The organism is Streptomyces sp. NPDC096040 (genome assembly GCF_040303265.1).
In the GTDB taxonomy this organism is placed as follows: Bacteria; Actinomycetota; Actinomycetes; order Streptomycetales; family Streptomycetaceae; genus Streptomyces.
Map to the genome: position 1 here is coordinate 127,694 of NZ_JBEOTA010000012.1, position 13,008 is coordinate 140,701.

The 13,008-nt window shown below is 69.6% G+C and carries 9 protein-coding genes; 4 read left to right on the forward strand and 5 right to left on the reverse strand.

The features are described 5' to 3' along the window. The first annotated feature begins 35 nt into the window (after positions 1-35). Positions 36-1,715 (forward strand): carbohydrate binding domain-containing protein, encoded by a 1,680-nt coding sequence (locus ABTY98_RS18400; protein ID WP_352221952.1) that lies wholly within the window; start codon positions 36-38, stop codon positions 1,713-1,715. Positions 1,716-1,742: 27 nt separating this feature from the next. On the opposite strand, the gene ABTY98_RS18405 is transcribed toward ABTY98_RS18400, so the two are convergent. The 5 genes from ABTY98_RS18405 to ABTY98_RS18425 all read right to left on the reverse strand — a co-directional run bounded on the left by ABTY98_RS18405 (position 1,743) and on the right by ABTY98_RS18425 (position 9,538). Continuing rightward, positions 1,743-2,627, reverse strand: coding sequence for a sulfotransferase family protein (locus tag ABTY98_RS18405; RefSeq protein WP_352221953.1), 885 nt, complete (start codon positions 2,625-2,627; stop codon positions 1,743-1,745). A 177-nt stretch (positions 2,628-2,804) separates the two neighbouring features. Continuing rightward, positions 2,805-4,055, reverse strand: a complete 1,251-nt coding sequence (locus ABTY98_RS18410) for an alpha-L-fucosidase (protein ID WP_352221954.1) — start codon at positions 4,053-4,055, stop codon at positions 2,805-2,807. Between the two features lie 4 nt (positions 4,056-4,059). Beyond that, complete coding sequence (locus tag ABTY98_RS18415) at positions 4,060-7,104, reverse strand: alpha-mannosidase (protein ID WP_352221955.1); 3,045 nt, start codon at positions 7,102-7,104, stop codon at positions 4,060-4,062. Positions 7,105-7,149: 45 nt separating this feature from the next. After that, the gene (locus ABTY98_RS18420) at positions 7,150-8,487 is read right to left on the reverse strand and encodes a 6-phospho-beta-glucosidase (RefSeq protein WP_352221956.1); all 1,338 of its coding nucleotides are present in this window, start codon (positions 8,485-8,487) and stop codon (positions 7,150-7,152) included. Between the two features lie 286 nt (positions 8,488-8,773). Continuing rightward, positions 8,774-9,538, reverse strand: a complete 765-nt coding sequence (locus ABTY98_RS18425) for a DeoR/GlpR family DNA-binding transcription regulator (protein WP_352221957.1) — start codon at positions 9,536-9,538, stop codon at positions 8,774-8,776. 127 nt (positions 9,539-9,665) lie between these two features. Here ABTY98_RS18425 and ABTY98_RS18430 point away from each other — a divergent pair, with 127 nt between their 5' ends. The 3 genes from ABTY98_RS18430 (at position 9,666) to ABTY98_RS18440 (ending at position 13,005) form a co-directional block, all read left to right on the forward strand. After that, complete coding sequence (locus tag ABTY98_RS18430; RefSeq protein ID WP_352221958.1) at positions 9,666-10,685, forward strand: carbohydrate kinase family protein; 1,020 nt, start codon at positions 9,666-9,668, stop codon at positions 10,683-10,685. Between the two features lie 74 nt (positions 10,686-10,759). Next, positions 10,760-12,046, forward strand: coding sequence for an extracellular solute-binding protein (locus ABTY98_RS18435; protein WP_352221959.1), 1,287 nt, complete (start codon positions 10,760-10,762; stop codon positions 12,044-12,046). After that, a complete protein-coding gene (locus tag ABTY98_RS18440) occupies positions 12,046-13,005 on the forward strand; it encodes a carbohydrate ABC transporter permease (RefSeq protein WP_352221960.1) in 960 nt (319 codons plus the stop codon). The genes ABTY98_RS18435 and ABTY98_RS18440 overlap by 1 nt, the downstream gene beginning before the upstream one ends. Positions 13,006-13,008 lie beyond the last annotated feature (3 nt).

A 13,008-nucleotide genomic window follows, 5' to 3' on the forward strand; every position in this document is an offset into this window, starting at 1 on the left:
ACTCCCGAACACCCCCATTCCTGCAGGGAGATCGCGTGCCCAACTCGCTCAGACGTTCCAGACGTCGGATACTCGCACTGCTCGGGTCCGCCGCCCTCGCGCTCGCCGGGGCCATCGCGCTTCCCGGTACCGCGCAGGCGGCCAACATCCTCTCCAACCCCGGCTTCGAGTCGGGGAGCCTCTCGCCCTGGTCCTGCACCGGGAACCTGGGCTCGGTCGTCTCCTCCCCCGTGCACGGCGGGTCCAAGGCCCTCGCGGGGGCCGTGAGTTCCAGTGACAACGCCCAGTGCACACAGACCGTCGCCGTGCAGCCCAACACCACGTACTCGCTCAGCGGCTGGGTCCGCGGCTCGTACGTCTATCTCGGGGTGACCGGCGGCGCCTCCACCTGGACGACCTCGCCGTCCCAGTACAGCCAGCTGAGCGTCTCCTTCACCACCGGGGCCGCCCAGACCAGCGCCCAGATCTATGTCCATGGCTGGTACGCCCAGGGGACCTACTACGCCGACGACATCAGCCTCGACGGGCCCGGCGGCAGCTCCGACACCCAGGCGCCCACCGCGCCCGGTGGCCTCACCTCCACCGGCAAGACCTCGTCCAGCGTATCGCTGTCCTGGTCGGCCGCGACGGACAACGTCGGGGTGACGGCGTACGACATCTACAGCGGGTCGAGCCAGGTGCTGAGCGTCTCCGGGACGAGCGCCACGGTGAGCGGGCTCTCGCCCAGCACGTCGTACACCTTCAGCGTGAAGGCCCGTGACGCGGCGGGGAACGTCTCGGCCGCCTCCAACTCCGTGAGTGTCACGACCGACGCGGGCAGCGGCGGCGGGACCGGGTTCAAGCAGGCCGCGCCCTATCTTTACGAGGGCTGGGGCGATCCCCCGAGCCCGTCCACGGTGATGAGCGCCACCGGCGTCAAGTGGTTCACGATGGCCTTCGTGCTGGACTCGGGCGGCTGCACCCCGGCCTGGGACGGCAGCCGGGCGCTGACCGGCGGCGCCGACCAGAGCGCGATCAACCAGATCCGGGCGGCCGGCGGTGACATCGTGCCGTCGTTCGGCGGCTGGCAGGGCAGCAAGCTCGGCGCCAACTGCTCGTCCGCGAGCGCGCTGGCCGGGGCGATCCAGAAGGTGATCGACGCCTACGGTCTCAAGGCCGTCGACATGGACATCGAGAACACGGACGAATTCGAGAACGAGGCCGTGCAGGCGAAGATCCTGACCGCACTGAAGACGGTCAAGGCCAACAACCCCGGCCTGAAGACGATCGTCACCTTCGGGACGTCCACCACCGGGCCGACGTACTACGGCAACCGGCTCGTCGAGCAGGCGCAGTCGCTCGGCGCCGGCATCGACGTCTTCACGATCATGCCGTTCGACTTCGGTGGCGGCGCCGACATGTACGGCAACACCGTGGCCGCGGCCGAGGGCCTGAAGGCCAAGCTGAAGTCCACGTTCGGGTGGGACGACGCGACCGCCTACGCGCACATCGGGATCTCCGGCATGAACGGTCTGTCGGACCAGCAGGAGACCACGACCCCGGCGATCTGGACGCAGATCCGTGACTGGGCGAACTCGCACCACATCGCCCGGCTCGCGTTCTGGTCGGTCAACCGGGACCGCGGCTGCGCGGGCGGTGGCGTGGTGAGCAACTGCTCCGGGATCAGCCAGAACAACTGGCAGTTCACCTCGATCACGGCCGGCTTCACCGGCTGAGCATCGGCAGCGGTGGCGTGGGGGTGCCTAGACCGGGTATCCCCACGCCTTCGCTATCTCGGCGAGCCGGGGCGGGAGTTCGGCGGTGGGGTCGGCCTTGCGGGCGGCCTGGATACGGCCGGACTTGATCTCCTGGCTCCAGTCGCCGAGCTTCGGCTTGAAGGCGCCGTGGTCCTTCTTGCCGTAGTCGAGCATGCCGCTCTCCCAGGGGACGCCGAGGTACGCGCACAGGTCGCGGGTGACCCGCTCCGGTTCGGCGGTGAGGTCCTCGTACGTGATCACATGGGCGACGGTGAGCTTCTGGCGGGCCTCTTCGAGCTTCTCGGCGTAGCTCAGGACCTCGGCGCGGATCGCCTCGTGGTCGGGATCGGCACGGCGGCTGGTCAGGGACTGGATGACGGCGCCGGGGTGGCGCAGCAGCAGGACGAACCGGGCATCGGGCCAACATCGGTGCAGCCGAGGCCAGATGAGGGTGTTCGGCGGAGTCTTGTCGACGATGACGTCCTTGCCGCTGCGGCTGAGCTCCAGGTGCAGCACCCGGTCCCACAGGACGTGCTCCAGCTCCTCGCGGTCGAGGTCCAGCTCCTTCATGGCGTCCGCGGTGAACTCCCTGGACATACGGACGTGGACGGTACGCAGATGCATCTCGTGCGGGGCGCGGATGCGGCTGTGGCTGTTCAGCAGGACCCGCAGCAGCGTGGACCCGGAGCGCACCGAGGAGAGGACGAAGACCGGGGACTTCACCAGGCGCGGGGCGAGCGGAGCCACATACCCGTCGGAGGGCCGCGGCTCGAGGGCGCGCTGCGTCGGGATCGCGTCCAGGGTCTTGCGCGGAGGACTCACCGCCTGCGCCATGAGCCGTCCCCGGCGCTTGAGCCCCTTGGCGATCGCTGACATTCGCGGGTCTCGCACGGTGATGCCTTTCTCTCGTCCCTGCCGTTCCGCATCCCAGGGGTGGCAGGCGAACTCAAGATGTCCAAGAGGCGAACCAAAGGGTTCACGGCGGCCCGAAAAGCCGCCGTGACCAGCCAACTTACCGTTCTCTTAATTCTTCATATGAGAATTCTCGACTTTCGCCTTCAAACCGGATCAGAACCGGCCGGAACCCCGGTACAGCTCCAGCTCCCCGTCCAGTTCGACGGCGAGGACGGTGGCATACGGGTCGAGGTCGGCCGCCGTCGGCGGATCGATCCACAGCACGCCGACCGCCTCGTGCAGCCCGCCGACCACCCGGTGGCCCAGCTCCGCCCCGCTGCCGAGCACGCTCACCCTGCGCACTCCGGTCGCCAGGCCCCGGACGCCGATCCCGGCGCGCGGGGCGTCGAACAGGGTGAGATACAGGGTGCGCCGGTCGGCGGAGAGGGTGCTGGGGCCGTAGTGGTGCCCGGCCGGCAGGCCGCGACCGGTGCCGTACACCGCCTCCGCGTGCCTGCGGATCCACTCCCCCAGCCCCTCGAGGCGCTCCACCTGTGGCTGCGGGATGGTGCCGTCCTCCATCGGGCCGACGTCGAGCAGCAGATTGCCGCCGCCCCCGATGGTCTCGGTGAAGTAGCGGATCAGCTGGGCGAGCGACTTGTGGTTGTGGTCGTGGTGCTGGTAGCCCCACGAGTCGTTGATCGTCAGGCACAGTTCCCAGGGGCCGTCCGGCGGCACGACGGGGGCACCCTGCTCGGGCGTCGCGTAGTCGCCCTCGCTGAGCATGCGCGCGTTGAAGACGACATGCGGGACGTACGACCGGACGAGCGCGGCCAGTTCGGGGATCCGCCACTGCTCCTCGCTGCGGTCCCACTCCCCGTCGAACCACATCAGGTCGGGCCTGAAGCGGGAGGCCAACTCCGTTGCCTGGCCGTCCCGGTAGGCGATGAAACGTTCCCAGGCGGCCAGGTCCTCGTGCTCGGCCGCGACTTCGGAGTAGCGGTTGTCCGCCAGCTCCGGCGGGCGGCCCGGCTTGCGTGTGGAGGCGTAGTCGGGGTGGTTCCAGTCGGAGTGGGAGTAGTAGAGGCCGACCTTGAGGCCCTTCTCCCGCAGGGCCTCGGCGTAGGGGCCGAGGTAGTCCTTGCCGAGGTTGAGGTCGCCGTACGCGGTGTCCCACAGGGCGACACCGTCATGGTGGCGGCTCGTCAGTACGGCGTACCGGGCGCCGGCGCGGGCGAACAGGTCCGCCCACGCGCGAGGGTCGTAGTGGGCGCCGGTGAAGCGGTCCAGCTGGGACATGTACTGCTCGTGCGGCACGATGTCGTCGTAGAAGGACCAGGACTCCTGGACCCCGTCGACGGCGTAGATGCCCCAGTGCACGAATATCCCCAACTTGGCATCGGTGAACCAGGGTTGCATGGCCACGCGGTCAGCCCCTCCGCAGCCGGAGGGTGAGGATCTGGAAGGGGCGCAGCTCCACGGAGACGGTGTCGCCGTCGGCGGAGGCGTCCTCGAGGGGGCGTTCCAGGAGATCGGTCACCTGGGCGCCCGCGAGCGGGAAGCCGGTGCGCAGGACGCCCTGGGCGCGACCGCCCCGGGACTCGTAGAGCCGGACCACGACATCGCCGGACGCGTCGTCGGCGAGCTTGACCGCCTCGATCGTCACACCCTCGCCGGAGACGGAGACGACCGGCTGCGGCTCGCCCGCCGAATCGGCCACGCGGAGCGGAAGGTTGAGGGCGTAGCCCGCGGCGACCGCGTCCTCGATGCCCGCACCGGGGAGGAGGGAGTAGGTGAAGCGGTGACGGCCCTGGTCGGCGCCGGGGTCCGGGACGCGCGGGGCACGGACCAGGGAGAGACGGACCGTGGTGGTCGTACCTCCGTCCTCACGGACCGTGCGGGAGACGTCGTGGCCGTACGTCGAGTCGTTGATGACGGCGACGCCGTAGCCGGGCTCGGCGAGGTGCACCCAACGGTGGCCGGAGACCTCGAACCGGGCCGCCTCCCAGGTGGTGTTGGTGTGCGTGGGCCGCTGGACATGACCGAACTGGATCTCCGCGGAGGAGTGCGGGGCGCGGATGTCCACCGGGAACCCGGCCTTGAGGAACTTCTCTGCCTCGTGCCAGTCGATGTCCGTCTCGAAGTCGATCCGGGGGCTGCCCGCGCGGACGGTGATCGTCTGGGTGATCTTCGAGCCGTTGCCGAAGGCGCGGGTGACTCGGATGGCACCGAGCAGCGGGTCCTCGTCGACGACCGTGATCTCCGAAGGGTCCAGCAGGTCCGTGTAGCGGTTCTTGTAGTGCTTGTCGACGTCCCAGGCGTCCCAGTAGTTGGGGAGGTCGGTGTGCAGGCGGAGCAGGTTGCCCTGGCCCGCGAGGACCTCGCGGTTCGCCCGGAGGTCGTAGACGGACGACAGTGTGCCGTCCTGAGCGATCTCCACGCGCACCAGGCCGTTGTCGAGCACCCGGCCGGCGACGGTCACCGGCTGCGGAGCCTCGATGTCACCCGTCAGCGGCGCGCTGCCGCTCGCCGGCACCTCCACGTACACCGGCGTGCCCGCGCCGTCGCGGACGGCCTCCGCGCGGTCGTAGGGGCTGGTGTTGAAGACCCGGGCCGGGCCGCCGCCCAGCGCGGTGATCGCCTCGGCGGTCAGCGCCTCCAGCTCCTTTGCCACGCGGGCGTACTCGGCCTCCGCCTCGCGGTGCACCCAGGCGATCGAGGAGCCCGGCAGGATGTCGTGGAACTGGTGGAGCAGGACCGTCTTCCACAGCCGGTCGAGCTTGTCGTGCGGGTAGCGGTAGCCGGGCGCGTGCAGCGCGGCCGTGGTGGCCCACAGCTCCGCCTCGCGCAGCTTGTGCTCGCTACGCCGGTTGCCCTGCTTGGTGCGGGCCTGGGAGGTGTAGGTGGCGCGGTGCAGCTCCAGGTAGAGCTCGCCGACCCAGACGGGGGCGTCCTCGTACTCGGCGCGGGCCTTGGCGAAGAAGGCGTCCGGGTGCTCGACCTCGACCTTCGGGGAGCCCTCCAGGTCCTTGAGGCGGCGCGCCCGCTCCATGATCTCGCGGGTGGGGCCGCCACCGCCGTCGCCCCAGCCGAAGGGGGCCAGGGAGCGGGTGGCGCCGCCCTTCTCGGCGTAGTTGCGGACCGCGCGGGACATCTCCTCGCCGCTGAAGCGGGCGTTGTAGGTGTCGACGGGCGGGAAGTGGGTGAAGATGCGGGTGCCGTCGATGCCCTCCCACCAGAACGTGTGGTGGGGGAACTTGTTGGTCTGGTTCCAGGAGATCTTCTGGGTGAGGAACCACTCGTTGCCGGCGAGCTTGGCGATCTGCGGGTAGGCCGCGTTGTAGCCGAACGAGTCCGGCAGCCACACCCCCTTGGTCTCGACGCCGAAGTGCTCCATGAAGAACCGCTTGCCGTGGATGAACTGGCGGGCGACCGCCTCGCCGCCGGGCAGGTTGCCGTCGGACTCCACCCACATGCCGCCGACCGGCGCCCACTGGCCCTTCTTGACCGATTCCTGGATCCGGGCCCAGACCTGCGGGTAGTTGTCGCGCACCCACTCGTACTGCTGCGCCTGCGAGCAGGCGAAGACGAACTCCTCGTACTCGTCGGCGAGCGAGGTGACGTTGGAGAAGGTGCGGGAGGTCTTGCGCTTGGTCTCGCGGATCGGCCACAGCCAGGCCGAGTCGATGTGCGCGTGGCCGACGCCGGAGATGCGGTGGGCGCTCGCGTGCGCGGGCTTGGACAGCGCCGGCTTCAGGGCGGCCCGGACCTCGCCGGCCGACCCCGGGATGTCGTCCAGGTCGAGCAGGTCCATCGCGTGGTCGAGGGCGTGCATGATCTCGTGCCGGCGCGGGTCGTGCTCGCCCAGCTCCAGCATCAGCTCGCGCAGCACCTGGACGTCCAGGTCGAGGTGCCAGACCTCCTCGTCGAGGACGGCGATGTCGGCACGCTTGAAGGTGTAGAGCGGCTTGTCGCCGGCCGTCAGCACGTCGCCGAGCGGAGTCGGCGCCGCGAAGTCGTTCGCCAGGATGTCGGGGTTGGAGGCGGCCTCGACGAGGTAGTCGATCACCTCGCCGCCCGCCGCCGGGTTGGCGATCGCCACGTACTGGTTGAGCGGGTTGACCGCCTTCAGCGGGGTCCCGTCGGTCAGATGGACCAGGGCCTCGGCCTGGTTGCCCGGCCAGTCGCCCACGAAGCCGAGGTCGATGACGGCCTCGACGCGGCGGCCCGCGAACTCGGCGGGCACCTGACCGCGCATCCGGAACCAGGTGGTCCCCCACGGCGGGCCCCACGGGGTGTCCATCGCGAACGGCTCGTACGGGGCGGCCGCCGCCTCCTCGAAGGGCACCGGCTCCCCCGGGGCCTGCCAGGCGGACACCTCGAAGGGAACGGCGGCCGCGTAGATCGCGGGCTTGATGCGCTGGTTGTGGAGGCGCTCTACGCGCTCCTCGATCCGGCGGCGTTCGTCGTGCATGGAAGTCTCCAGAAGAGGGATGGAAAGCGCTTTCCAGACGGCTGGTTACTTAAGATACGCGAGGCCGGGGTGGACCTCGGTGTACCCCTCGACCAGCCGACGGGCCACGTTCACCGAGTCGACCAGCGGGTGCAGGGCGAACGCCTTCACGGCCGTCGTACGGGAGCCGGACTCGGCGGCGGCGAGCACCTCGCGCTCGACGGCCTTGACCGAGCAGACCAGGCCGGTGGCGTGGTCGGGCAGCGGGTCGACGGTTACCGGGTGGGCGCCGTTGGCGTCGACCAGGCAGGGCACCTCGATGACGGCCTCGCCGTCGAGCACCGACAGGGTGCTCCGGTTGCGGACGTTGAGGATCAGGGTGGTGCGCTCGTCGCGGGCGATGGCCCGCATCAGCGCCAGGGCGACCTTCTCGTAGCCGCCGGAGAGGTCGTCGGCGTCGCGTTCGCCGGCGCCGGCGGTCTCCCGGTTCTCGGCCATGTAGGTCGCCTCGCGCTCGGCACGGGTGCGGTCCCAGGCCGCCAGGGCCTTGGCACCGGGGTCCCGGACCTCCTCGTAGAAGTGCGCCTGCTGGTCGCGCAGGAAGGCGCCGCGGGTCTTCTCGGCCTGCTGGTAGGCGCGGACGGCCTCGCGGTTGAAGTAGTAGTAGTGCAGGTACTCGTTGGGGATCGCGCCGAGGGACTGGAGCCAGTCGACGCCGAAGAGCTTGCCCTCCTCGAAGGAGCCGAGCAGGTCGGGGTCGGCGAGCAGACGCGGGAGTTCGTCCCGGCCGGCGACGCGCAGACCGCGCACCCAGCCGAGGTGGTTGAGGCCGACGTAGTCGATCCAGGCCTCGCGCGGGTTGGCGCCGAGCACCCGGGCGATACGGCGGCCGAGGCCGACCGGGGAGTCACAGATGCCGATGACGCGGTCGCCGAGGTGGCGGGACATGGCCTCGGTGACAAGGCCCGCGGGATTGGTGAAGTTGATGACCCAGGCGTCGGGGGCGAGACGGGCCACCCGGCGGGCGATGTCGACGGCGACGGGGACGGTCCGCAGCCCGTAGGCGATCCCGCCCGCCCCGACCGTCTCCTGGCCGAGGACGCCCTCGGCGAGGGCCACCCGTTCGTCGTCGGCCCTGCCCTCCAGGCCGCCGACCCGGATCGCGGAGAAGACGAAGTCGGCCCCGCGCAGGGCCTCGTCGAGGTCGGTGGTGGCGGTCACGGTGGGGGCGTCGGGGACGCCGGCCGCCTGCTCGCCCAGTACCCGGGCGACCGCGGAGAGCCGGCTGTCGTCGAGGTCATGCAGCACGACCTCGGTGACCCGCCCCTCGCCGCGGTCCGTCAGGAGCGCGCCGTACACGAGCGGCACCCGGAATCCGCCGCCGCCCAGAATCGTCAGTTTCACCGGCTTCCTCCAAGGATGCCGACGCGCTCAGGCCACGAAGTGAGCGCGCCTTCACGGAACACGTCGAGAGAGGGGGAATCGCGACTTTGGCGGATCTTCGCCCCCATGAACGGATAAGATCTGCATAGTGCGTAGCGAGAACCAAGCACGCACCGTCTCCTTGCGTTTGTTCCACGAACCCGGGCTGGTTTCAACCCGGCTGGTGTTGATCGCGTAGGACTCGATCGCTTGCTGAGCGGTTGAGCCGCGTGAGCCAGGAATCTCCTTCGGCTGCGAGGGAGGGGATTCAAGCTTGAGCCTTTCCTGCCAGTACCACCTCGACGCGGGCTTCCTCCAGGGAGGCCCGCGTCGCCGCGTCCACCGGCGCGTTGGTCACCACCATGTCCAGGTCCTCGGGACCGCAGACCCTCGCCATGCCCGTGCCCGGGAACTTGGCGGCATCGGCGAGGAGAACCACCTTGTCGCTCGCCTTGATCATCGCGCGCTTGACCGGTACCTCCACGACCGTCGTGTCCATCACCTGGCCGCCGGGGCGCACCCCGCTGGTGCCGAGGAAGAGCCAGTCGGCGTGCAGCTGGCGGAGGTTGTCCTCGGTGAGGAAGCCGACCAGGGAGCGGTACTCGCGGCGGACCATGCCGCCGAGCAGCACCAGCTCGATGCCCTCGTCGTCGGCGAGTTCCTCGTAGACCACCAGGTTGCTGGTGATGACGGTGAGCCGGCGGCCGTGCAGCTGGCGGGCCAGCCGGTAGGCGGTGGTGCCGATGTCCAGCAGGACCGACTGGCCGTCCGCGACCAGGGCCGCCGCGCGCGCCGCTATGGCGTCCTTCTCCGCGACCCGTACCTCGGCGACCTCGGCGAAGGGCTGGTCGCCCTCGTCGGCGACGGCACCGCCGTGGACCCGCGTCAGCAGCCCCTCCTCCTCCAGTTTCAGCAGGTCACGCCGGACGGTGGCGGGGCTCACACCCAGTTGCTCGGAGAGATCGGTCACGGCCGCGGGGCCACCCGAGCGCAGGGCCCGCAGGATGAGTTGGTGTCGTCGTTCTGCCAGCACGCGCCGAACACTACTCGTCATCTTCAATCATTTCCATGCTCGGTTCTGCTCGTGTATTGACCAATCTCGCGTGACAGCGCACGATTCCCGTCATCGAAATTGACGTGTTTTGACGAGAGGGTGGCGTGTGGACGACGACATGCCCGATGTGCTGCTGACCGGGCTGCTCTTCTACGACCTCGTCCTCACGGGGCTCGGGAAGCCGCCCACACCGGGCGAGGAGATCTGGACGGCCGGCATGGGCTGCGGCCCCGGCGGCATCGCCAACCTCGCGGTGGCCGCGTCCCGCTTCGGTCTGCGCACCTGCCTGGCCACGGTCTTCGGCGACGACTTCTACGGCGCCCACTGCCAGGAGGTCCTCGCCGGACAGGAAGGCGTCGACCTCTCCCTCTCCCGGGTCGCCGACGGCTGGCCCACCCCGGTCACCGTCGCCCTCGCCCACGGTCAGGACCGGGCCCTGGTCACCCACGGTTCGCAGCCGCCGTACTCGCAGGACGTGCTGATGGGCGACCCGCCCGAGGCACGCACCGCCCTCGTCCACATCGAGGCCGAACCCCGCGAGTGGATCGCCAAGGCCGCCGCGAACGGCACCCGGATCTACGCCGACGTCGGCTGGGACCCCTCCCAGCAGTGGTCCCGCGACCTCCTCGACCAGCTCGCCCTGTGCCACGCCTTCCTCCCCAACGAGACCGAGGCGATGGCCTACACCCGCACCGACAGCGCCGTCGCGGCCCTCGGCACCCTCGCCGAACTGGTCCCGGTGGCCGTGGTGACCCGTGGCGGGGACGGCGCGGTGGCCGTCGACCAGACCACCGGCGAGTTCGCGGAGGTCCCGGCCCTCTCCGTGGACGTCCTCGACGCGACCGGCGCCGGGGACGTCTTCGGGGCGAGCTTCGTCGCCGCCTCCCTCGCCGGCTGGCCGCTGGAGGAACGGCTGCGGTTCGCCGTCCTCGCCGCCGGTCTCTCCGTCGGCCACCACGGCGGGGCCCTGGCGGCCCCCGGCTGGTACGGCGTCGACCGCTGGTGGCGCTCGCTCACCGACCCCGGTCTGCGACGCGACTACGGCTTCCTCACGGACCGGCTGCCGGCCGACCCCGGCCCGCCCGTCCGCCACGCACCCGTCACACCCCCCGCACGGCAGTACTGAGACCCCACGCCACCCCCCACGCTCCATGCGAAAGTCCCGAACAGATCCGAAAGACCCGAAAGGCGGTGGGAGCTGTGCGGCTCTCACGTAGGGGCCTGCTGCGCGCGGGCCTGGCCGGTACGGCCGCCACGGCGCTCGGCGGCCTGGCATCCGGCTGTGCCGTTCCGACCGGTTCCACCGGCCGGAACATGGTCCTGTGGTACTGGGACGGCGGCCTCGGTGACACGGTCATCAAGAACGCCAAGGCCCGCTACGACGCGAACGTCGATCTGCAGGCCATCAAGATCGGCGGCTACTACCGGTCGAAGCTGCTCACCACCATGACCGGCCGGGCCCGCATCCCGGACATCGCGGGCCTCAAGGGCGAGGACATGGCGTCCTATCTCCCCGACGCGAACCAGTTCGTGGACCTGCGCACGCTGGGCGCGGACAAGTATCGAAGCCAGTACCTGTCCTGGAAGTGGGACCAGGGCATCGCCGACGACGGCACGATGGTCGGCTTCCCGATCGACTGCGGCCCGGTAGCGCACTTCTACCAGTACCAGGTCTTCCAGAAGGCGGGACTGCCCTACGAACCCGGCGACGTCTCCGCCGAGCTGAACACCTGGGAGAAGTTCTTCGCCGCCGGCGAGCAGTTGAAGAAGCGGCTCCCGGGGACCTGTCTGCTCTCCGACGTCAACGCGGTCTTCGAGAACGTGGTGCAGCAGGGCAGCCGGCGGTACGTCGACAAGGACCGGCACTTCATCGGCGACCAGGACCACGTCCGCCGCGCCTGGGCGCTGGCCGTGGAGGCGAAGCAGCGGGGGATCGTCTCGGACCTGGTCAGCGGCACCCCGGACCAGCTGTCCGCGCTCCAGGACGGCAAGCTGCCCAGCCAGCTCAACGCCTCCTGGGCCACCAACGACATCAAGACGGGCGTACCGAAGACCAAGGGCAGATGGCGGGTGGCCCAGATGCCGGTACGGCCCTCCAACAACGGCGGTTCGTTCCTGTCGATCACCAAGGAGTGCCGCGAGCCCGAGCAGGCGTTCCAGATCATCGCCTGGATGCTGAACGCCACCAACCAGGCACAGGGCTTCGTCGACGCGGGACTCTTCCCGTCCACTCCCGCGTCGTACGGCATGAAGACCCTGCGCGCGCCCGACCCGTTCTTCGGCGGCCAGGTCACGATGGACGTCTTCGGGCCCGCCGCGCAGAAGATCGCGGTCGCCTACAACAGCCCGTTCGACGTGGCGCTCTCGCAGCCCCTCAAGGACGAGATCAAGAACGTCGGCGTCCTCGGCAAGAACCCCGAGCAGGCCTGGAAGGACGCCATGAGCAAGTGCCGGCGCATCGCCAAGCACCTGGGGGTGAGCTACTGATGGCCACCGCACTGGAGAAGCCCACGACGACCGTGGCACGGACCTCGGCGGCCGGCGGCCCCCGCAGGGGATTCCGCAAGTACTGGCACCTCTACGCCGCGATCTCCCCCTTCTACCTCCTCTTCCTCTGCTTCGGCCTGATCCCGGTCGGCTTCTCGCTCTACGTCTCCCTGCACCGCTGGGACGGCCTCGGTTCGATGGAGTGGGCGGGCCTGTCGCAGTACCGCTATCTGCTGAGCGACACCGACTTCTGGACCGCGGTCGGGAACACGATCGTCATCTGGGCGCTCGCCACCTTCCCCATGATCTTCCTGGCGATGGTGACGGCCGTGCTGCTCAACTCTGCGGTCCGCTTCAAGAACGTCTACCGCTTCGCCTACTTCCTGCCGAACGTCACCTCGGTGGTCGCGATCGCGATCATCTTCGGCTCCGTGTTCTCCACCAACTTCGGCCTGGTGAACGCCTTTCTGCAGGCGGTCGGGCTCGACCAGGTGGCCTGGCTGAACACCCCCTGGGGCATCAAGGTCGCCATCGCCACCCTGATGACCTGGCAGTGGACCGGCTACAACGCGATCATCTTCCTCGCCGGACTGCAGACGATCCCCGGTGAACTGTACGAAGCGGCCCGCATGGACGGCGCCGGGCCGGTGCAGACGTTCTTCCGGATCACGCTGCCGATGATGCGGCCGGTGCTGCTGTTCGTGCTCGTCGTGTCGACCGTCACCGGTCTGCAGAGCTTCTCCGAACCACAGGTGCTGCTCCAGACCACCGCCAACGACTCGACGTTCGCGGGCGGCCCGGGCCACGCCGGACAGACCATGGTCCTCTACTTCTTCCAGCAGACCTTCGACAACAACGACTTCGGCTACGGCGCCGCCGTGGCGTGGGGGATCTTCCTCGTCGTCATCATCTTCTCGATCATCAACTGGCGCCTGGTGCAGCGCCGGGGCGAAGACTAGGGA

Excerpts from the sequence above, each read along its gene's own strand:
- ABTY98_RS18440 (WP_352221960.1), top strand. The coding sequence starts at position 12,046 with ATGGCCACCGCACTGGAGAAGCCCACGACGACCGTGGCACGGACCTCG.
- ABTY98_RS18415 (WP_352221955.1), bottom strand. The coding sequence starts at position 7,104 with ATGCACGACGAACGCCGCCGGATCGAGGAGCGCGTAGAGCGCCTCCAC.